The sequence below is a fragment of the Sphingobacterium sp. WOUb80 genome (assembly GCF_050058145.1).
Classification (GTDB): Bacteria; Bacteroidota; Bacteroidia; order Sphingobacteriales; family Sphingobacteriaceae; genus Sphingobacterium.
The window spans coordinates 210,186-233,934 of record NZ_CP165617.1 but is presented as its reverse complement, the minus strand read 5'-3'; the positions used below and the strand labels follow the sequence as shown (position 1 = coordinate 233,934).

Sequence of the window (23,749 nt, the reverse complement as noted above, 5' to 3'; positions counted from 1 at the left end):
CAACCGGGGAAAGGCCCAGATAACCTGCTCCCCGGTCTTATTTCACAAAAACTAATCAATCCAACCCGGGTTTTGCACCAGGTTTACGTTCATCTGTATTTCTGAGGTCGGAATAGGCCATACAGTCAAGAAATCACCTTTATAGCTATAATTCCCGACATTTGTCCCCCAGACTTGCTTACGTCCATTGCCTGCTTGAAACACCGTCTCTTTCCAGGTCCCCCAACGCAATTCGTCAAAGTAATTGATTCCTTCATTCGGGAACTCCACCCGACGTTCGTTGCGAATACGGAGGCGTAAGTCTTCCTTCCCACCAACAGCCGTTGCAGCATTGGAATTTAAAAGTGGTACACCCGCACGCTGGCGAACTTCGTTAACTTTTGCTATAGCTTCATTTAGTTTGCCATCTTCATTTAAGGCCTCGGCCCACATCAATAAAACATCAGCATAGCGAAAAATCGGGAAATCGATAGGGCCATAATTACGATCCACAATCTCATTGACTCCTTCGGCGACAAATTTTCGATAGAAATAGAAGAAATTAATCTGCGTATCACTCTGAACATCGCCATCTACCTGTGCCTGCCCACGAAATGGCCAGCGCATGAACTGAAGACTTTCCACATTCGTAAAATTATACGCTCCCCTAAAAGTGGAATAGGGTGTCACAATATTTGCCTGTAAACGTGGATCACGATTTTCATAGGCTTTTTTGATGCGCTCCTCATTGCCTTGCGGCAGATAAAGGCTCATTTTTGCACCCCTTAATACCGCCGCTGCCTTCTCAGCTTCCGTTAGGTTGTTCCTTAGAAAAAAAACCTCTCTTTCATTTTCAGTTAAGTCTGCATATCCTGGAATTATTTTATCCCACTCAAATTTGGATCCATCACTATTTTCATAGAGATCTACCAAATGAGGTGAAGGCATATAGTAATTCCAGCCCCGCGAATACACCGAGGGCCAGCCACAAAACAATTGCATGTTATTTCCGTATCCCGACTCACTCCGATGCTGAATAGAAAAAATCATTTCTGGACACTGCTCATTAGCTTCTTTAAATAGTGCTTTATAATCACCAAAAAGTGAGTGACCAGCATCTTTTACTTTTTGAAAATCAGTCGCCGCTTTTGCCCATTCCTTTCGATAGAGATAAACTTTACCCCGTAAGGCATAAGCCGCCGCTTTGGTTGCATGTCCATAGTTTGCATTACCTGCGGGGTAACGATCGGGGAAATTGGTTTCGGCAAGACAATCGTTCAGGTCAGCTAATATTTGATTCCAGACTTCCTCTTCCGAACTACGTCCTTTAATAGCCTCCGCCGCCGTAAAAGGCTCAAGATAAATCGGCACTCCCTTGTAGAGTTGGTTAAGTCTAAAGTAAAAATAAGCGCGTAAGAATTTAGCTTCAGCAATATATTTGGCTTTCTTTTCCGCTGTTGAAGGAGATTTTATCGGAATATTCTTAAGCGCATCATTTGCACGCTGAATTCCTTCATATTGAATCTTCCAAACATTCAAAAATAAGGGATCTCCCGCGGTAATTGTTCCCGTCAATAAGGGTTCATCAAAACGCGCCTGCCCTGTATATGAGAAACGGTCAAATTGATAGAGCTCGTAAGGTGAGATCAGCCCACTATGCCCCATCAGGAGCCTGAACGAACTATAAATTCCCGCAACGCCCAGGTCGGTTAAATTATCTGTTGTCCACATTGTTGCGGTGGAGACCGATGAATACGGCGAGGTATCCAAAAGATCTTTTTTGCATCCTATTATACTAGTTAGCAATACTATCGCTATAATTTTTTTCATCTTTTTCATTCTTATCATTCGGATTAAAAAGTAAGATTTAGACCCACTGAGTATTGACGCATTGTTGGATAATTGGCGGTTGTTCCAATTTCTGGATCTAGCCCCGGATATTTAGTCCATGTCAGCAGATTTTCACCCGCCAAATAAATACGTAGTTTAGCCATCGAGAGGCGGCGGACCAAGCTTTCTGGAAGTGTATAACCAAGTTGGAGATTACGCAACTTCACGAAAGAAGCATTATACAAATAATAATCGCTTGTCCGGCCATTCTGCGCATCTGTCTCTGCTTTTAAACGGGGATAATACCCATCGGTGTGATTATTGGGGTCTGTGGGATTCGCTGCATTATAGTAATAATGATTGTTGGCTACCAAAGCCGGAACAGATTTACCTTGCGCGACGATGGATGAATTGAGATAAAGTTCATTCCAATAATAAGACATTCCTGAAGACGCAGACCAGATCATAGAGGCATCGAACCCTTTATAAGCCATGTTGACACTAAGCCCATAATTAAAAGCGGGTGTTTCTCTCTTACCCATAAATCTTTGGTCATACACATTCCCATAAATACCATCGCCATTCATATCCGAATAAATCAAATCACCATACCAGATCTTGGTAGGGTCTATGCCGTCGGCAGGCTGGAATGAATAGCCTGCGGCTACCATTGCTTTCAGCCAGTCCATATCCTGTTCTGTACGGATCATACCATCCCGCGGTCCCCCGTTTTTATCAACAGAACCATCGGTCAAGAAGTGATTTCCCGAACCCTTATACACATTGTACAAATAGAATTCATTGATTTCGTGCCCTTCGATAATCCGTTGGTTGACACCAGTAGACACCATACCAATATTGGACTGATAAACACGATTACCAGCAGCATCTGTTACATAGCCTTCTGATAGTGCACCTTTATATTTCTCTACCCGATTGGTATTGTAGGCAAAATTGGCTGATATGCCGAATTTAAATTCATTGATCTTATCTTGGTACCCCAAGGTCAGTTCAAGTCCACGTTTACTGACTTCGGCGATATTCATCGTTGCTGCGGTAGCGGTTCCTGTTGTCGCTGGAATAGTTGGAACGTAAAGGATGCCATCCGTATAAGCGCGATAGGCATCAAATTCGACTGTCAATTTATTTTTCAAGGCTGTAGCTGTAAAGCCCACATTTGTGGTGGTGGTGGTTTCCCAGTGCAGCAGATCGTTGCCCAATTTAGTTTGTGCTAAACCACGAACAGCCTGATTATTGAATGAGTAGTTGACAGTGCCATACGCAGGAAGGTGATCGTAATTACCCGGAGAGGCATTATTTCCGGTTTTCCCCCAGGAGGCCCTTATTCGCAAATCATTCAGAAATGATTTAAGTGGCGTCATAAATGATTCCTCCGAAATACGCCATCCTGCGGAGAATGCGGGAAAGAAGCCCCAGCGTTTGGCGGTTCCAAATCGTGAAGATCCATCGTAACGTACAACTGCTTCAGCTAGATATTTATTCGCATAAGCGTAATTGGCTCTACCGAAAAAGGAACGCAATCCATAATCAAGCTCATCACCGGTGATGGAACTCATCGTCGTCGCGGAGTTAAACGTTGTTAAATCGGGATGCACAAGACCAAGTTTGGCCGCACCAATATTATACTGGTTGAAGTATTGCTCATTATAACCTAAAATTCCGCCCACATCATGTTTACCAAAAGAACCTGAGTAGCGCAATACATTATCAATGATCACATTGTAGCTCTTAGTCAATCCATATTGGGTTGTTATTTGCCCCGAAGATAGTGCTGCTGTACTCAATTTGTTCGTTGCGAAATTCCATTTTTCATAAGGCACCTGATGGGAATTGGTCTCGGTATACGCATAATTGTAATTTACCTTTGACTCAAACTCCAGCCCCTTCATCAGATTTAATTTCGCAAAAATTGTCGTATTGAATCGATTGACCTGGTTCTTTCCGCCCATCCCATTGAGAAAAGCCAATGCATTATTTGCTGTGGCGGACTCTTCGGCAGCAGCTGGAAAACCATAAGCTCCATTATAATAAGGATAAACACCAGGTACAGTTTGGGTTTGGTAGGAATATGCGGTAGCAACATCGGCTACGCTCAAGTTTTGCAGATCACCAAAGGTCTGCGTTCCTACGGTCAAAAACTTAGCAACTTTCGATTGCAAATTGATACGCATACGTATCTTATCCGCTCCAGTTTCAGGCATCGTACCTGGATTGTTGAAATATCCTACTGAAAAGAGGTATTGCGTATTCTCGTTGCCACCATTTAAGGACAGATTGTGATTTTGTAAAAGCTTCCGTTGTCCAAAAAGTACATCGCCCCAATTGGTATTTGGATAAGCGACCTCATTTGGAATACCAAATTCGGTTAGCCCTGTTGGATTTTTCTTTGCTTCTTCCCAAAGATTGATTGTCGCATCGGTATACACAGCTGCCCGTCCCAAATTTTTAAATCCTTCATTGACTAGGCGCATATGCTGCGCATAATCAGTAATAAATTCGGGCACATTATTAGGTCGAAGCATAGAGACCATTCCTGTATAGGAGACATTATTTTTCCCTTTGGCGCCCTTTTTAGTTGTAATTAGAATAACACCATTGGAGCCTAAAGAGCCATAAATTGCTGCTGTTGCAGCATCTTTTAGAATAGAAATTGATTCCACATCATTGGGATTTACTGCATCCATAGATCCTACGATACCATCGATGACGACTAAAGGTGATGTATTGTTCAAGGTTCCCTTTCCACGGATAAGTATATTAGCGCCATCAGCTCCAGGTTTTCCCGTTGAGGTCTGCACATTAACTCCTGCTGCAAGCCCTGCTAAAGAAGATGTTAACGTAGAGGTGGACCGATTTTCCAATGAGCTTCCGCTCACAGTTGATACCGCACCAATCACATTGGCTCGTTTCTGGCTACCATAGCCCACGACAACTACCTCATCCAGACCACTTACCACCTCTTGAAGCACAATATTCAATTCTTCGTTGCCACTGACATTTTTTTCTAAACCTTGGTAGCCTACATTCGAAAATACCAAGGTCCCGTTCTCGGCAGGCAACTGGATGGTAAATCTCCCATCTTGATCTGTCACCGTGGAGATATTAGTTCCTTTCACGGTAACGGTCGTTCCTACAAGGGTCTGCCCTTTTCCATTGACGACTTTACCGCCGATGCTCCGCTGCAGGACTTCTTTGTGTTCAGCAATTAGTGAATTTCTTTTAGGTTTTATCACGACCACCTCATCTTTTTTAATCCACTCCAAATTCAAGGGTATCACGATAGCATTTAATGCATCTTCCAATTTAGCATGCTGTATATTGACTGACAAGCGAGTCTGTGCCAGCGACTTGCCATTCAAGAAAAAATTGACACCACTCTGTTTTTGGAGATCACGCATCACCTGGTTTAAGGTCACATGCTTTGCGGTTAAGTTTATGGTCTGCGCATTTCCTTCTGCAAACAGTTGCATCGCAGTCAGTAAAGAAATGAGTACGATTAATTTCATAATCAGTATACTTCGTAAAGTTAAACTCCACGGGTGTAGCCTAACAAATGGATAAAAAATCATATGTTTGTACGGTTTGTATGTTATTTATAAATGGTTATCAAAAATTTGCCCTCGGGCAACACTTGTAAGTATATGCATCCAATTTAAGGCAGTGCCCCCCAGCACTGCCCTTTTTGTCTTGCCTATACCTTTCTCCAGGTTAAGAGGAGTCTATGATCATTTCTTTTTTCATCAATATTTAAGGTTTTATTGCAATGGTGTCACCAGTAAGATATTTTTTTCCTGACTTCTGCTCAGCTCAAAATGCAGCCCACCTTCTTCCAATACATCGAGTACTTCACGGAGTGGCTTGTTTCGTTTGATACGACCATAGAAATGTGTTTGTGCCGCTTCGCCCTTATACCTCACTTCTACATTATACCAGCGACCAATCTGCTGCAGTGCATCCGACACCGGTGTTTCGTCAAAATAAAACAAGCCATCTTTCCAGGCCGTGAACGGCTCTGTATCTACATTTGCAACTTGTATATTTCCATTATTGGTATTAATCGATTGCTGACCAGGTCGAAGGTATATTGCCTGTGAAGCGTGATTATCGTTTGATAATTTGACCTTCCCTTTGATTAAGGTCGTCTTAATCGCCGTATTTTCCGGATAAGCATTCACATTGAATGCTGTCCCAAGCACCTCAATTTCCTGTCCTTTACTGAGCACTTTGAAAGGTCTGGAGCTATCTTTGCTCACCTCGAAAAAGGCCTCTCCCAACAGGATAACTTTTCGTTCATTTTTGGCAAAGCTCATCGGATATTTTAGAGAAGAGGCAGCATTAAGCCATACTTTTGTGCCGTCAGGTAAAGTAATTTGATACATCCCCCCAAGCGGTGTGGTCAACTCCAACGTAACCTTGCTTGGATCTACTTTCCGGCTTTGTTTACTTAAACCATCAGCAATAGATTGTCCATTTTGATAGGTAATACTTTCCCCCATCACAATACCCGACGCCTGCTTATCGAGTTCCAAAAGTGTACCATCTGCCAAGCGAAGCGTGGCACTGGTTCCGCCAGGCTTTACAGCATCGCCCTTTGTATCATTCAGTCCAACCAGGTTCCTGTCCTCCTGGACAAGGCTCGTCTGCTGCTGCCAAAATACCATTGAAAAAACAAAGAGCAATAGACAAGCGGCAGCAGCCCAATAGGGCCATCGTATTGAGAGAATGGTTTTCTTCTGGATCGGCATATTATCTTCCGCTCCTTTTTCCAATAAGTTATCTTTTCCTTGCTGGATTTGCTTTTTGATGGTTTCGAGCATTATTTTCAATCTCGATTCGTTCATTTTACTTACAGACGAAGGTTGTAGTAAACTAGCGATTATAGCCCGATCGATAGCATCCTGATCACTGGTGTCAGTAGTAGAAAGCGCATGCTGTATCCATTCGATCTCCTCGAGCGAACAGTTCCCTTCTTTATATTTTTGAAGTAATTGGTCTATTTTAGATTTATTGGTCTCCACTGAACTGTATTTTAAAGTAAATACACACAGCGTGAAATAAAGGTCTGCTCCAGAAATTTTTTTTTATTTAGTCGAATAGAGAAGCAATGCCAATAACAATGACGAAAATCCACTATCCTGCAATGCGCCACTTCGGATAAACTTATTTGCTTTGACAATATGATCGCGAACTGTAGCAATAGAAATCCCCATTTCTTCGGCAATCTCTTGATAGCTTTTGCCTTCCAACTTGGACAGCCTGAATATTTTTTGGCGTTGTTTGGGTAATCTGCTCAGTAATTCCTCGACCAAGACTAAAGCTTCCTTTGAATCCAGCACTTTATCAATGGTATTCTCCGATTCCACTACTCCATAAGCGAGATGGATCTCCGATTCCATCTCTAATTTCAGACGTCGCTTGAAATTAAAAGTAATATTTCGTGAGCAGGTGAACAGAAATGCGGCGAAAGATTGCTCGGGATCTATTTTCGATCTATTTTCCCAGATACGTAGAAAAACGTCCTGAAGTAAGTCTTCAGCGGTGGTTTCATCTTTCAGAAACTTAAGAATATTGGCGTAAATAATTTGGCTATAGCGATGGTACAAAATATCAAACGCCTGCATATCTCCATGATGGAGTAGGCACAAGAGTTCTTTCTCAGGCAGATTTTGATCGATGTCCATAATTGATTATTCTAGGCATGAAGTTAGTTACTTCGCTGCAATAATTCAAATCAAATTTCTGAAGCCCAGTAAACTTATTGTATTTTTTTCTTAATTTGCAGGAGCTAGTCCCCCCATAGCTGCGAAATCAATTGATAAACATATCCATTTAAAACCATGCAAAATTTTAGATCTTATTTTCGGACGGTCAGCCGCTCGACGGTTCAATTTATTAAAATAGGGTTAACTTTGAGTCTGATCTATTTTATTACAGCTTCTTCTCACTGCCATGCCCAATCCCTTATGCACCCGACTTCACAGATCAGCTTTGTAAAATCACAGATCAGCAAAAAATCCGAACCAGTATATACTGCGTACAAGCAATTGATTACGCTAGCTGATTCTCTTTTATTAACTGATCACCATGCTGTCGAAGATTTTAGCGTCCCTGGCTTTTATAGCGATAAAGAAGGCCAACGTGCAATGGCAAAAAAACTCCATGCAGATGCTTTTGCCGCTTATTGCACGGCCCTCGCCTATACGTTGAACGGGGAAAAGAAATATGTACAAAAAGCCCTATACTTCATGAATGCTTGGGCCACCATCAATAAAAAATATTCCCGGTTTGACGGGCCAGTTGTTCTTTCTTATGCAGGTGCCGGATTAATGATTGCGGCTGAACTTCTTAAAAACGATCCGTTCTGGGCAGAGAACGATCTTAATCAGTTTAAAAACTGGACGATCAACGTCTATCAAAAAGCGACACATTTCTTACGTGAAAGACCAAATAATATTGCTGATTGGGCAAGGTTTGCAAATTTACTTTCGGCAAATTTTCTTGATGACCAAAAGGAACTTTCTTTTACAATAGCACTGATTAAGAATGATCTTTTTGAAAAGATCGCAGCGGATGGTCATCTTATTGAAGAAGTAAAGCGGGAAGAGAAAGGTTTATGGTATACATACTTCTCGCTAGCTCCACTGACAGCTTCCATGTGGTGTATATACAATGCAACAGGGGAAAACCTATTTACGGTCTCGAAAGCCGGAAAATCGGTCAGAAAGGCCATTGAATATCTATACTATTACAATCAACATCCAACAGAATGGCCCTGGTTTTACAATCCTGATGTCGATACGCTGAACCTGGCAGCGGGTGTCTGGCCGTCCAATCTATTGGAAGCCATGAAGGATATTTATAAAACTCACCAATTTGATTCTTACCTCTTGATGTATCGTCCTATTGTCTACAGGAAAAATCATTTTGCATGGACTTTTCCCACCCTAATGCCTGTACATTTAAATCAGACCAATATGGAATAGTGTAAACCATAAAGCGATCCCTCGTGAAAACGGGGATCGCTTTAATCGTGTAAATTTGGGTTTTATCTCTTAAATGCAGAAATACCGATTTCCTGAAACTCCAACTTTTTATCCCCAACGATACGCAGCTTGGTTATCGGCCTGTTCGGAAAAAATAAACTGGTCATTACCGTTAGTCCTCGATCCGCAAAAAGCTCCACAGAGCTCACATCAACATACAAGCTGAAAGAGAGCGTTCCGTTGTTCAGCAGGCGTTGTGCTGAAGCTATCTTTGGGAATTCCTCATTAAACGACACTTCACCGGACTTAGAGCGGTCGATGTAATATGCATTTTGGTCTTCTCGATAACCAATAACCAATTCGTCACCAGATTCATTTGATAGGATCACTTTAAAAGACTGCTGCTTCAAATCTCTGAGGTCCAAACGGTACGCTTGCGGGAGATGTTGCCCGAACGAAACTTCCTTCGTTCCGCCGCCATGGTATTTTTTAAGCGGTCGGAATGCAGTTTCAATTTCTTTGGGTGCCGTACTTGCAACATAGAACGACTGTCCAATTTTATCCAACGATAAAACACGGGGTATGGTTGAGGAAGAACGCCATTTTGTAGTGGGTACCACATTAGCATATTGCCAGTTGCTCATCCAGCCAATCATCAGGTGCCTATCCCCTAGATTACTCCAAGTTACGCCGGCATAATTATCGGGTCCCCAATCCAACCACTTTATGTTAGTATCCGCTGTTCGGAACTGATGCCCATCGAAGTCACCCACAAAATATTGTGTTACAGAACCACCGTTGGGTCCACCTGGATTGATGCTGACCAACAAAACCCATTTTATAGCTCCTTTATAGTCCATGGGGATAAGATCAGGGCATTCCCAGACACCGCCATGAGCCCCCAACTCTTTGCCAAACTCACTTTCTTTCTGCCATGTTTTCAAATCTTTGGAAGAATAGAAAGTAATACAATCTTTGGTAGCTAAGGTCATAATCCAACGTTGGCTATGCGCATGCCACATCACCTTTGGATCTCTAAAATCCCATATACCAGGATTCGGCAAAACTGGATTTCCTTTATACTTTGTCCAAGTAAGGCCCTGGTCCAAACTATAAGCCAAACTTTGATTTTGATGCAATCCTGTTTTTCGATCCTCTTCCTGATGATTGTGATGGGTAAAAATGGCAACCATAGCACCTTTTCCAAAACCTGCCGTGTTGTCTTTATCGATCACTGCGCTACCAGAGAAAATAGTTCCTAAACTGTCGGGGTACAATGCGATCTTCCGCTCGTCCCAATGAATCAAATCTTTACTGATCGCATGACCCCAATGCATAGGCCCCCAAACGGGCTTTTCGGGATTATGCTGAAAAAAAAGATGATAATTACCGTTCAAATAGACCAGTCCATTGGGATCGTTCATCCAGCCCTGCTGTGGGGTAAAATGGTAAAGTGGGCGATACTTCTCTTCCGGATCCCCTTGTTTATGCTGTCCCGTCTGTGCCAGACTTGTACCAAAAACACCTAGCAGGAGCATTAAAACACCGTATTTCTTTAATCTTATCATTGTTCTTTTGTTTACATTTCTAATTAGGTTATTGTTTGCTCCACTAAGCAAATATCCTATAAATTGTCAGGAAGATTTTTCGATTTTCAACTCATTCACTTTTACTGTTCCTTGATCCGCGAAAATAGTCCAAGGGTTTTGATCCATTTTATAGATCCGGTTGGTAAAAGCAACACAATCATTCACATATACGATACCAATCGATTTTTCAATAATAATTTTCACGTTAAAAATCCGGTTGGTCGGTACTGTAAGTGGCGTAAAATTGAGCTCTGTTTTACTTCCTCCGCCATCGCGTGCCTCCTTGTTCATAAACAGTGCCGGCATATTCCAACGATTGGATGAAGTCAGATCAAAAGCAATGCTATACACTTCGGTCGGATCATCACATGCGCCAAATGAAAAACCAAATTGACTGGATTGGGAAGCATCAATGGTCATTGTCATTTTAACGGATGAAGTGTTCCGGTTAAATTGTGCATAACTTCTTCCGCCCGGTTGCGCTGTCAAACTATAGGATTTATTCAATTCGGAAACTTGACCAACATTGCTCAGTTTTTCAAAGGCGACTTCCTTATTGAATTTACTGTTTAGGGCTTCCGGAATTTTAGGATATAAACGTCCTGAAGCTCCCTGAACCAACTGGTGTGAAATTAAATTTCCAGCCCAGGGCAGTTCGTTGTTATTATTTACGGTTTGCCCAGTAGAACACCATCCCGAAAGATAACGTATCGTACCATCGCTAGCCGTTTTGCCCGCATAGAGATAGCGTCCGTCAAAAGTTTCATGATGTCCTTCGTTATCCCGACAGATCGTCCAGGGGCCGTCCGGAGAATCCGCAACACGATAAAATGTCTTGCGATGTTCATCCCGGTTGATCCGCGAAAACAAGAGATACCATTTATTGCCCAGTTTAAATAGATCCGGGCATTCCAATAGTTCAGCATCTGTTTCGATGCCATATTTTTCCACTGTCCCTATGGTAGCAACGAGCGGTTCAATCTCAGACCAACTGCTTAAATCGGTTGACTGATAACGTGCCAGCGCTCCTTTTCCGTCTTTTCGCGTCGTGACTAGCATGACGTAGGCATTTCGGCCTTCATCCCAATAAACCTGTGGATCCCGAAAATTATTTCGATCATAGCCCGCTGCAGCCTGCAGTGCCATAGCTGGTTGCTTAGTCCAATTCATTAAATCAGTGGACGTCGCCAACATGATCTTTTCTGCTGGAGTAAAAACACTGTTATGACCTGTATAGAAACAGTAATACAATGTTCCTTTTTTAATAAAACTTCCTGTTCCGATCCATTCATCCTGACTCTCCACAGCGCCCGACGACAATACTTCGGTATAGCCCTCAAATGTTCCAAAATCACTTGTTCGCGTGCTATAAATTGGGTGTCTGTTGGCATTTTCATAGAGATAAAACAAGTAGAACTTTTTATCGCTGGCATTGTAGTAAGGCATGGGATCACCTACGAAACCCTGCTGGGGCCTATAGAACCTTCGATAGGGGCCAGCCTCCTGCCCCGAAATACAAGCCGCAGAACTGTCCACAGGCTGTATTGCTAAGGGCTTATCTCCCCCTGTCGAACTCTCGTCGCTATTCTTGCAACTTGTCAACAAGCTGAGTAAGAATACTGTCGGAAGCAAATATATTTTTAGTCTCATGATTTAAATCTTTCTATTAATCCCTTATTGTCTATCATCGCTTATTTTTATAATAGCTTGTTTTACTTGTATTCGATTATTCTTTAGGTAATGCTTTCAATTCGTCCCAATACATGCGTTGGGTAGGAAATGCCACGGGCTGTCCATTAGGATGTTCATGCGGCATCACAAGTATATTGTTAATGATAGCTTTTCTGCCGGCAGGAATCTGAAAAACCAATTCTTGCCACTCACCGATATGATCTTTCGAATAATTGGCACGCAACCAATCCTTATTCTGTTCACCATCCGATTGAATTTCCAATTGCACATCACCAGCAACATCTTTCAATACCATCATCGAGAAACGCCCGTATTCTGCCGGATTGATAGTTACTTTATTTGCATTCCAGAGTGCTCCACCGTGCCAGCCTTCACCAGTTTTATTGTCTCGGACAAACGACGCACAGAAAGGTGTTGCATTAATTCCAGTGGTTTTCGGATTGGGATAAGGCGAATCTACCGTACTCACCCCTAGCCCGTCGAAATGTGGAACGCTGGTTTCACCATTATAAATCATAAGGATTTGTTTAGGTTCTGTACCCAATAGGGCAGTTACGGTGTATTGGAAAACTTGCCCCATATAAGCAAGGCTGTATTTTATTGGGGAACTTAAATCCACGGGCGCACTCTGATTGGGCGTTATGCTCGCTCCGGCTGTAAATTCTATCGCAGGTGACAGGTTCTTCAGGTCTGTCCCCAGGGGTAGGTAAATTTTAATGCTTTTATTTTTCTGATCAATGATCCCTGCTTTTTCTCCGATGCGGAATGCTGTTATTTCCGCTTTGATTTCTTTGACGGTTACTTGGTAGGTATTAAATAGATTACCATTAAACACGCGGTAAGTAATCGGTGTTGTACCAGAAAATGAAAAATTCTGGGCGATGCCTGAAGCTGGAGAAACCTTGGCATTGCTGGGCAATTCAATTGTCGGAGCCACCGCCGAAAGATCTGTACCTTCAGGAACCATAACAAGAATGGTACCTTTTGCCTGATCTACTTTCCCAACAGTATTTCCGACCTTGAAAGAAAGTACATCGACATCTGCGCTCAAATTGAATGTACTATCGGCATCACGCTTGCAGGCAGCGAGAAGCCCAATAAGCAGGATAGTAATCCCTACTTTTATATAATTGTTTAATGTGTTCATTGGAATAATTGGTTATGATGGTCGTTCAGCAATAAATGCCTGTTTAATAGCCTGGATTTTGTTTATACAGATATTTACTCAATCTGATCTGTGCTTCGGGAATCGGCAGATATTCGTTCCTATCTGCTGTAAAATGTGCCGAAGAATAATAAGATCGACGTGACTTTTCTGCATCATAATAAGCATTCATGGCCTGGTCGGCAATTCCCCAACGTACCAGATCAAAGAATCTTCCGTTTTCCATAGCGAGCTCCAAGCGTCTTTCCCAACGTAACGCCTTGCGGGCATTTTCTTCGTTCCACACAATATTATCCCCATTTTTGTACGTATCGATCAGCATTTTATCATTAGCATAGCCGGTCAGTGCAGTACTATTTTTTGCCCGCGTACGCACTTGGTTTATCAATGGCAGTGCTTCAGCCGAACGATGCAGCTCGATAAGCGCCTCTGCCCGCATCAACAGTACATCGGCAAAGCGCAATACAATTCGATTCTTTGTATTCGCATAGAAGGGTACCATCGGAACGAAACAATCACAGTCGGGATCAACATTTTCTTTTAACGATGCATAAACAGCATACTCCGCAGGATTACGATTCCAGCTTTCTTCGTATGTTCTTTTGCTACTATACTTGTACGGTAAGCCTGGAATTGCAACCGTATGAAATAACCTTGGATCATACTTCTCGGAGGTATTAAAGCTATTCAACGCATTATAATTATCCAGTGGCAGACCTTTACCCGTTGTGCGAAATGCATTGACAAGACTTTGACTTGGTTTATTGAAATCACAGCATCCTACCCCCATAGGTACAGAGAGCACATCAGAAAAGTTAACACGCCCAAATTTTGTCCCGTCATCTTTTGAAAACTGAACTGAAAACAGGGCTTCCGTCCCATTTTCATATTTGCCCGGCAAGAAGTTAAAAGCAAAGTCGGTTTCCAGCGTATGGTTCGATGAAAGCACAATATCCGTATTTTGTACAACCTTTTCCAAATCTCCCGCATCGATACCCGTCACCAAATTACGTTCGGCATTGTCCTGACGGTATCCTTTATAGAGATAGGTTTTGGCAAGATATGCCGCAGCAGCAACACGATTGGCGCGCCCCACCTCCGTTTGTACCGCCGGGAGATGATCTACAGCATACTGAAAATCCTCCACAATCTTTTGCCATAGCGCATCGTTAGTCAAGGCCCTATTCGATACGGTTTCATAGCTGTCTACTGGTACATTTTCATTGATATAAGGCACATATTTGAAAAGGATCTTGAGCATAAAGTAAAAATGCCCCCGCAGAAAACGTGCTTCACCAAGTTTTTCTTCCTTCCCATCGAAATTATCCATTTCCTGTATGGTCTTAATTGTCGTATTGGCACGCGAAATCGCAACGTACAACTGAAACCATAATTTATCCAACTCCGCGAAATTAGTTGTAATGTTATTGGAGACCTCAAGAAAATGAAAGGTCTGGATATCCTGTGGCCCCGATCCGCCTTTATAAGCATCGTCCGACCGAACCGTACCATAGGGCCATAAGCTAAAAGGGACATCATAATGATCATTGCCCAAAGCGGCATAGGTCGCTGTCAATAATCGTTCTGGCTCCTTAACCTGATCGGAGCTCAGCACACCATTGGGTGTTTGATCCAAAAATTTGGTACATCCTGGAAGTAGTCCAGCAAGAACCATAAGTATCGCTATTTTAGTGGTTATTTTTTTCATCCGTTAAATTATTTATAAGTGTATAGCCTTATTTCTCCCCTTTTTAAAATCCAATATTTACCCCGGCTGTCCAGGTCGTTGGAATTGGATAACCCCAACCTACATTTTCAGGATCTACACCTGTAAAATTCTTTGACTTAACAGTAAATAGGTTCTGACCGGTGACATAGATTCTTAGCCGGCTCATACGCAGACGTGAGGCTGTTGCTGTTGGCAAGGTATAGCCCAAAGACAGATTTCGGAGTTTCATATAAGATCCATTCTCGATAAAGTAATTTGACAGGCGGCCCTCGTCATTGTTGTTTGTCGTCTGTAAGGCGGGAATCGTTGATGTTGGATTTTGTGGTGTCCAAGCATTGAGCAGACGTACGCCTTTATTGGAATTGACGTCGTCCACACTCCAGAAGTCCGTTTGTTTTTTCAGCCAGTTTTCGACATCTATCCCCTGTACCCCCTGAAAGTACGCCGATAGGTCAAAACCTTTATATTTTAGCACAATGTTCAAACTATAAGAAAAATCAGGATGAGGACTACCGATCCAAGTACGGTCCATGTCCGTGATCTGATTGTCCGCATCATATACATTCACATAACGTAAGCGTCCAATCCCCTTACCGGTCTGATTGACGTGCGCATCCACTTCGTCCTGATTCTGAAAAATACCGTCCGTGACATAGCCATAAAATGATCCCAGCGGCCGGCCGATAATATTATCCCCTTGACGACCGCCATAGGAGTTTTCTACTGCTTCGGGCAAATGTGTCACCTTATTTTTATACGTCGAGAAGACAGCCATCACATCATAATCCAGTCCAAAGGATGTTTTATTACGATATCCGGCTGATACGTCCAAACCTTTATTTTCCATGGATGCACCATTTGCCCAGCGGTAACCGCCCTCTCCTACCACACCGATGTAAGCTGGATTGATCAACATATCTTTTGTTGCTTTGACATACCAGTCAATCGAACCATAGAGACTTTGTTTAAACAGTGAAAAGTCCAAGCCAATATTCGTCTGCGTTGTGGTTTCCCATTTCAGATCATTATTTTCCGTTTGGATTTTGCGGTATCCCGATGGTAATTTTCCAGTTCCTGTACCCGAGAGATCGTATGCTGTACCATCCACGATGTTCCATGTGGGATCAGCAACCCCATATTCGGGGACGAACAGCGCATAGGTAGCCAGATTACCTATCCCTTGGTTACCTGTCTGCCCCCATCCAACCCGTAGCTTGAGGTCAGAAATATAATTTTTTGTACTTGCCATAAAGCGTTCAGAAGATATTCGCCAGCCTGCCGTTACCGCCGGGAAAGTGGCAAAACGGTTATTTTTACCGAAGCGGGAAGAGCCATCGTGCCGTACGGTGAAAGAAGCCAGATAACGCTCGTCATAGGAATAATTAGCTTTTCCAAAATAGGATAGCAGCGAGAAGCCTGTAGAGCCACCTCCTACTGCTGCTGTACCGGTACTCACACCCGGCCACATGTACTCTGGTGTCTCTATGGCAAATGCACCATCACCAGCAGTATACGCGTTAAAATTAATATCGTTCTGACGGTTCATTTCGATACCAGCTAGCACATCTAGAGTATGTTTGTCGATCGCCTTCCGATAAGTCGCTGTATTGGACCAAGTCCACTTCATCCCATGAGACTGCTCCATATTAACGCCACTTCGGCTGCTGTTCATAAATCCCGAACGATAAGATACTTCCAAGTTACGTTTGTAAAAATTACTGTAATCCAGGCCATAACTGGTTCGAACATGCAGATCTTTTATTAGCTGTAAATCGGCATAGGCATTTCCAAACAAGCGCCAATAATTGTATTTATTATTTCGATTGTCGTAAAGTACACGCATTGGATTATGGCGGTCGTTCATTCCTAATGCTGGCCCCCCCCAGCCTATTCCATCTACTGTATGGACAGGAATAATGGGTAATGCTTTCAACGAAAGGTCAAGCACATCGCCAGGGACCTGCACTTCGCCCGTGTTGTTTACCGTAAAATTTTCACCAACAACCAGTTTTCCATCAAACAGTTTGTAGTCAGCATTCATCCGGGCGGATATTCTCTGGAAATCAGTGTAACGGAGTGTCCCGCTATTGTGCAAATAACCTAAAGAGAAAAACGAGCTGGATTTTTCTGTTCCGGAGCTCAATGTCGCATTGTATGACTGTTGCAGTCCTGGTTTCGAAACTTCCTTAAACCAATCGGTATCTGAAGCATACATCGTATGTTCACGATCAATATACTTGGAAACAAACACCGTATTGAGCTGAGGCACACCATTCGTATCGTTATTCCATTCAAACTGATAACCAATATTGTTTCCATTTGGATTGCCACCGTTATTGATGGTCGCCTGCCATAGTGCACGACCATATTGTTGTGCGTCCAGCACTTTCATTCGGTTATTGAAATGTGTACTTGTGGCAAAGGCATCAACCGTAAGTTTTGGTGCACCTAGCTTTCCTTTTTTGGTGGTGATGACAATAACCCCATTAGCTGCGCGTGAGCCATAGATACTCGCCGAAGAAGCGTCTTTTAAAACCTGAATACTTTCGATATCATTCGCATTAAGTTCATGCATTCCCCCTTGTGTAGGCGTTCCATCAATGACATATAAGGGATCCTGACTACTGTTGATGGAGCTGATTCCGCGCATACGCACCGTCGCGGCTCCACTTGGACTACCATCCGAAGTTACGGTCATACCAGCTACCCTTCCTTGCAGGGCTTTCATAGGGTTATTTTCCGGAGCCTTCATCATCTCGGCTACATTAACAACACTCACCGCACCTGTTAAATCCTTCTTCCGTTCCGTTTGATATCCCGTAACAACTACTTCATCTAGCCCTTTTTCGGTGCTAGCAAGCTGAATATCGAGGAACTTTCTTCCGGCTACAGAAATTGTCTGAGTAGCATAGCCAACATAACTTATTTCCAATGTGCCCTGATTGCCTGAAGTCTGGAGGACGAATTCTCCCTTTTCATTTGTCTTGGTGGCTATTGTGGTTCCCTTCACCACTAAAGATGCCCCCACTATAGGTGCTGCTGTCCCACTATCCGTAATCCTTCCCCGGATTTCAGTCTGCTGCGCAAATGCGACAACAGAAAAAAGTGCCAAAGACGGGAGCAGCATCGCTTTCTGTCTTGTAAACATAATTGGTTATGAGTAAATGGTTAATTATTTAGATTGATTATTTTATTATGATAGCGTGTATACTGCTTCTTAAAGAAGCAGTATACTTACTGTTGCTTCTGAGCTCCATTGAAGATCGGATGCAACCATTGAAATCGATTGATGACCTCATCGTTATATTCAGGACAAGCCCCCCGGCTCTGTGTCACAAACCCACTCAGGGTCGCTGCAAATTCCAATACTTCCTCCAGCTGAACACCTTCCTGCATCTGAAACCTCTTTGTTAAGAAAGCTGCCAAAAACGAATCACCACTTCCGATTGTATCTTCTACCTGAACTTTCAAGGCTGGAAAATGATAACTGATATTATCTTTTTTATAATGATACACCGCTCCATCTGCACCATAGGTTACAATTGCCTCCTGAATTGCAAAACGCGCCATGATCAAGTCTACACGCTGTTGATCGGTATAGGCTTCCGTAGCGCCATTCCATTCGGAAATAATATGCAGCTCCTCGGCATTCATTTTCACAAAATCAGCATATGCCAACAACTTATGTATTTTTTCAGGACCAAAATAAGGTGTACGCAGGTTGACATCCATCACCCGAAAGCGGGCCTCTTCAAGCAATAACAGTAAGCTTTGAAAGCTTACTTCATCTCGACAGGCCAGACTGCCATATACCAAAAAGTCCGCCGTGGCAACGGCATCCAGAACAACATTGTCCACCGCTATTCTATCCCAAGCAACCGGATAAACGATATCGTAATGCACGTCACGTTTGGCATCGATCGAAACCTCGACGGTTGAGGTCGGCAACAACTCATCGTATTGGAAGAAATCGGTCGGGATACCCAGATCCTCACATACCTTACGTAGTTCATAACCATTTTCATCACGCCCTATACGTGTTAGCATACGCGTAGTAACACCCAGTTTATTGAGGTGATAAGCCACATTCAAAGGTGCACCGCCTAATTTTTTACCTGTAGGAAGATTATCCCAAAGAACCTCGCCAAAACAAATACCCTGTATTGATTTTTCTCCGTTTTTCATATTTCTTCTTTTTTCACAAAGCTTCGGCCGAGCGCCAAAAGCCATGTAACGAATTGATTATTTTATTTCCCTTTAAATTCAATGTTGACAATACACACAACATGCTATCACATTGTCATTGATTAAATAACTTTAGACAGGCGCCAGTCGCATCATGGCTACTCCGACGTCTATTAGCGTAGTCTAGCTAAAGACTAATGCAAATTGATGGTATGCCCAAGATCTTCCAGCGACTTCCCTTTTGTCTCTGGCATAAACTTCAGTACATAAATAAGCTGTAAAACCATAAATAGTGCAAAAATCAAGAATGTACCGCCGCCGCCTAGCATTTCCGTCAATGCAGGAAAACAAAAGGTAATAATTGCCGCCATCACCCAATGTGTCAAGCTGCCGAATGTCTGCCCTTTAGCGCGGACATCGTTCGGAAAAATTTCTGAAATAAACACCCAAATCACGGCGCCTTGCGAGAATGCAAAAAAGGCAATAAAACTCATTAAATAGATGGTGATTGCAAAACCTGTTGTCTGGCTGGTGTAAAAAGCATGGGAAACGAGCGCCAATGAAACAATCAGCCCGATCGAACCCACCAACATTAATTTTCTTCTGCCGACCTTATCGATGAAATTGATCGCCAGCAATGTAAAAATAAAATTGACAACCCCTATACCTACTGTCGAAAGCAATGAACTCTGTGAGCCCAAACCAGCCATTTCAAATACACGGGGCGCATAATATATAATCGCGTTGATACCTGAAACTTGATTGAACAGCGCAAAACAAAAGGCCAATAAAATAGGTTTGGCATTTTCGCGAACGAAGAGCTTGCCTTCTCCTGTGGAATTGTTTTTGGACTCCTGAATTTTTGAAATCTCCAGCTCGTAACCATCCGAATTAATTTTTTTCATAATCCGTGTTGCCTCGGCTAAATTACCTCTGTGCAGGAGCAACCATCTCGGACTTTCCGGAATGAGAAAGATCAAACAGAAGAATAACAGGGACGGAAAACACTGTACGCCTAACATCCAGCGCCAGGACTCTTCTCCTATCTGACCGATGAAGTAATTGGACAGATAGGCAATCAAGATCCCCAATACAACGTTGAACTGGAAAAGTCCGACTAATTTTCCCCGCGATGCCGCCGGAGAAATTTCCGATATATAGATTGGTGCAGTTACCGAAGAGACACCAACACCTATACCACCCAAAAAGCGGAATAAAATAAATATCGTCCAGTCATTCGCCAGTGCACTACCAATCGCTGAAAGAAAGTAAAGGGCTGCAACAGCAAATAAGGTATTTTTACGGCCTAATTTATCGGAAGGCAGTGCACCTAATGCTGCGCCGACAACTGTCCCAATCAAGGCGATGGCCATTGTCAGGCCATGCTGAAACTCACTTAAATGCCAGTGCTCCTGAACGGCCTTTTCTGCTCCCGAAATAACCGCTGTATCAAATCCAAATAAAAATCCGCCTAAAGCCACTACAAAGGACCAAGCTAATACCGTGTTTTTGTTCATGTGATGATCTATAATTGATTAATCCAAATTTAACACGTGATTCATCTTTACTTAAATTTGGACTTCGCAAAAACATTTATTTATGTAACATTTTTTAAAAAACACTAAAACACTAAAAATCTAACACTTACATTCATTTTACTTTTCAAAACTTTCACTTTTTAAACAGAAAATTTAGAAAATGATACATTTTTGAAGGTTCCTATTTTAGTGTAAAATATACACTAACACAACCACTGTTACCCCAAAAAATCTAAATAATGTATATTCGGATATTTAAGGGGGAAAAATCATGGGAAAATATTTCATTTATGGTGGCATATTGACCTTGCTTCTTTTTTGTGGATGTCAACCAATGGTCCGGAAGAAAAAGCAGGTCATCGCTTTTTCGCAGTGTATCGGAAACGATGCCTGGCGACAAACAATGCTCGAGGAAATGAAAAGGGAACTTTCCTTCAATCCCGATATTGAATTTCTTTATCGCGATGCACATGGCGACAATAATGTGCAGATCAATCAAATTCGTGAATTAGTCAAACAGGATATCGATCTTCTGATTGTATCCCCAAATGAGGCCGAGCCCCTTACCCCTATAGTAGATTCTGTATTTCAACGCAATATACCCGTCATCGTAACTGACCGTAAGACGTCTTCGGGCCAATACAATGCCTATGTGGGGGCAGACAATCTTGCTATCGGGAAACTGGCTGGTCAATATAGCCGCACGATTTTACAAGGAAAGGGTTCGGTCGGATTAGTCACAGGGCTATCGGGCACCTCGGCTTCAATAGAGCGTGAAAAAGGCTTTATGCAGCAAATTAGAGATACCACAATGATTAGGGTGAGCGGCGTCATTCACGGCGGCTGGGAGAAAAATAAAGCCTATCTGGAAATGCGTAAGCATATAAACGTCATGAGCCAGAGTGATATCATCTTTACATTCAATGATCAGATGGCCATGGGGGTAAAAAAAGCATTGGACGAGGCCCAGATTAAAAAGGACATTAAGATAATTGGTGTTGATGCTCTTCCTGGTCCCGGAAATGGCCTTGAACAGATCATACAGGGCAAAATGTTTGCGTCCATACTCTATCCCACTGGCGGGGCCGAAGCCATTCGAACGGCCTTGGCTATCATCAACCACCAAAACTACCGCCGCGAAAATATACTCGCAACCTCTGTCATCGATAAAACCAACGCGGAGTTGCTTGCCCTGCAGTCGGATAAAATAAAACAACAGCAGCTCGATATTGACAAAAGACAGGAGTTCATTACGGAACAGAATAAGATTTACCAAAGCCAAAAGTCCGTTCTTAATGTATTGGTCGTTAGCTTGGTGCTAGCTGTTGTCTTTGGTGGAATTTCTATTATCGTGATCAGAAGCAACTGGGAAAAGAACAAACATCTGGAAATCCAGAATAGCGAGATTCTTGCGCAACAAAAACAGATCGTCGAAATGAACAGTCAAATTCAGCAAGCGGCAGAAATCAAAAATAATTTCTTTACCAATATCTCGCATGAATTTAAAACCCCGCTGACCCTTATCATCGCACCTATCGAGGACCTTGAATTACGAAAAGATCTTACCGAAGAGGTCAGAGAACAGTTGTCGCGCATCAAACGGAATGCAAAAAAACTACAACGTTTGGTCACCGACCTCATTGATATCCATCGCATCAGTAAATCGAAGATTAAGCTACATGCGGCCATCGTTTACATTGACCCATTTATTCAGCAGGTAATAGGTAGTTTCAAACCCTTATTTAAGAAAAACAGGATCTCCGTCAGTTATGTCAACAAAACAAGCTTGAAAGAGGTTTGGATGGACGAATACCTCATGGAACAGGTCTTATCCAACTTATTGTCCAACGCGATCAAACATACGGCGGCAAGTGGCAGAATTGAAATTATATTGGAAGAAAACAATTTCAAAGACTATTTCTATCTACGTGTATTAGATAATGGCCTGGGGATTGCCCCAAGTGATATTGAGCATATTTTTGATCCTTTTTATCAGGGCGCCAGTAGTCGTAATGGCTCCGGAATCGGCCTCGCCTACACCAAACAGATCATCGAACTGCATCATGGCCAAATCACTGTGAGTAGCAAACCCGGCCATGGGTCGATATTCACCCTACGTATGCCAATTGGAAATAGTCACTACGAACCTGCTGAACTGGCCGATTTCGACAAAGGAGAAAAACCGCTGTTTCAACAAGACGACATATTGGACGCCACACGAAAGATGGTAGACAACAATCTTTCTTTTCGATCCAACAAATCAAAAAGTATTATGGTCGTCGAAGATAATGATGAAATCAGAGATTATCTCCGCTCCCTCTTAGAAAGAGATTACAATCTTTTCCTGGCAAAAGATGTACAACAAGCCAATGGAATGTTGAAGACACATTTTCCAGATCTAGTAATTACGGATATTATGCTTCCTGATGGTAGCGGTCTGGATATTCTAAAGGACATCAAAGCATTTTATCAGACCGCACATATTCCCGTCATCTTACTGAGTGCACTCGCCAATGAAGATACTATGCTCGAAGGAAGTAAATTGATGGCCGATGACTACATTACTAAACCTTTCAATGCTGAATTATTGCGGACACGCATTTCAAACATCCTACAGTCACGCCATCAGCTTAAAGAAAAATACAGCAGCAATGTGGAACAGTTTGATAGCGCTCAAGCGGAGCAGGTCAATGATAACGATAGACGTTTTCTGAATAATTTTTCTGCGATTGTCGAATCCAAATTGTCAGACCCGCGATTAAGTGTCGATGGCATTGCCAACGAGCTTCACCTCTCCCGCGTGCAACTCTACCGTAAAGTCAAACAGTTACTTGACTGCAGCGTCAATGAATACATTATCGAGCGAAGATTAAAGAAAGCCAAAAGCCTTATGGCTGAAGGACTAAACATCAACGAAATATTTAGCAGTGTCGGTTTTTCCTCCGCATCCTATTTCGCTTCGGCCTTTAAAAAGAAATATGGCCAGTCCCCGAGTACTTATAAAAAAGAACTTGATAAAAAATAGCCGATCAGGTGTG

Annotated in this window: 13 protein-coding genes; 2 read left to right on the top strand and 11 right to left on the bottom strand. The window is 42.6% G+C overall.

The features are described from left to right. Positions 1–51: 51 nt before the first annotated feature. The 4 genes from AB1Z56_RS00940 to AB1Z56_RS00925 all read right to left on the bottom strand — a co-directional run bounded on the left by AB1Z56_RS00940 (position 52) and on the right by AB1Z56_RS00925 (position 7,511). The gene (locus AB1Z56_RS00940; protein WP_426790818.1) at positions 52–1,809 is read right to left on the bottom strand and encodes a RagB/SusD family nutrient uptake outer membrane protein; all 1,758 of its coding nucleotides are present in this window, start codon (positions 1,807–1,809) and stop codon (positions 52–54) included. Between the two features lie 23 nt (positions 1,810–1,832). Next, positions 1,833–5,336, bottom strand: coding sequence for a SusC/RagA family TonB-linked outer membrane protein (locus AB1Z56_RS00935; protein ID WP_426790817.1), 3,504 nt, complete (start codon positions 5,334–5,336; stop codon positions 1,833–1,835). A gap of 249 nt (positions 5,337–5,585) precedes the next feature. Further along, the gene (locus AB1Z56_RS00930; protein ID WP_426790816.1) at positions 5,586–6,848 is read right to left on the bottom strand and encodes a FecR family protein; all 1,263 of its coding nucleotides are present in this window, start codon (positions 6,846–6,848) and stop codon (positions 5,586–5,588) included. A 63-nt stretch (positions 6,849–6,911) separates the two neighbouring features. After that, positions 6,912–7,511: an RNA polymerase sigma-70 factor gene (locus tag AB1Z56_RS00925; RefSeq protein ID WP_309364908.1), complete on the bottom strand. Its 600-nt coding sequence runs from the start codon at positions 7,509–7,511 to the stop codon at positions 6,912–6,914. 156 nt (positions 7,512–7,667) lie between these two features. On the opposite strand from AB1Z56_RS00925, the gene AB1Z56_RS00920 reads away from it, so the two are divergent. Next, on the top strand, positions 7,668–8,813 hold the full coding sequence (locus tag AB1Z56_RS00920; protein WP_426790815.1) for an alginate lyase family protein: 1,146 nt from the start codon (positions 7,668–7,670) through the stop codon (positions 8,811–8,813). A gap of 62 nt (positions 8,814–8,875) precedes the next feature. Here AB1Z56_RS00920 and AB1Z56_RS00915 read toward each other — a convergent pair whose 3' ends face one another. From AB1Z56_RS00915 to AB1Z56_RS00885, 7 genes are all read right to left on the bottom strand, one after another. Next, a complete protein-coding gene (locus AB1Z56_RS00915) occupies positions 8,876–10,381 on the bottom strand; it encodes a glycoside hydrolase family 32 protein (protein WP_426790814.1) in 1,506 nt (501 codons plus the stop codon). A gap of 66 nt (positions 10,382–10,447) precedes the next feature. Continuing rightward, complete coding sequence (locus AB1Z56_RS00910) at positions 10,448–12,052, bottom strand: glycoside hydrolase domain-containing protein (protein WP_426790813.1); 1,605 nt, start codon at positions 12,050–12,052, stop codon at positions 10,448–10,450. A 76-nt stretch (positions 12,053–12,128) separates the two neighbouring features. Beyond that, entirely contained in the window at positions 12,129–13,241 is a 1,113-nt protein-coding gene (locus AB1Z56_RS00905; RefSeq protein WP_426790812.1) for a hypothetical protein, read from the bottom strand. Positions 13,242–13,284: 43 nt separating this feature from the next. Then, complete coding sequence (locus tag AB1Z56_RS00900; RefSeq protein ID WP_426790811.1) at positions 13,285–14,967, bottom strand: RagB/SusD family nutrient uptake outer membrane protein; 1,683 nt, start codon at positions 14,965–14,967, stop codon at positions 13,285–13,287. Positions 14,968–15,010: 43 nt separating this feature from the next. After that, positions 15,011–18,136, bottom strand: coding sequence for a SusC/RagA family TonB-linked outer membrane protein (locus AB1Z56_RS00895; RefSeq protein ID WP_426790810.1), 3,126 nt, complete (start codon positions 18,134–18,136; stop codon positions 15,011–15,013). Between the two features lie 86 nt (positions 18,137–18,222). Beyond that, on the bottom strand, positions 18,223–19,173 hold the full coding sequence (locus tag AB1Z56_RS00890; protein ID WP_426790809.1) for a carbohydrate kinase family protein: 951 nt from the start codon (positions 19,171–19,173) through the stop codon (positions 18,223–18,225). A gap of 194 nt (positions 19,174–19,367) precedes the next feature. Beyond that, entirely contained in the window at positions 19,368–20,690 is a 1,323-nt protein-coding gene (locus tag AB1Z56_RS00885; RefSeq protein ID WP_426790808.1) for a sugar porter family MFS transporter, read from the bottom strand. Positions 20,691–20,982: 292 nt separating this feature from the next. Here AB1Z56_RS00885 and AB1Z56_RS00880 point away from each other — a divergent pair, with 292 nt between their 5' ends. Beyond that, complete coding sequence (locus tag AB1Z56_RS00880; protein ID WP_426790807.1) at positions 20,983–23,736, top strand: substrate-binding domain-containing protein; 2,754 nt, start codon at positions 20,983–20,985, stop codon at positions 23,734–23,736. Positions 23,737–23,749 lie beyond the last annotated feature (13 nt).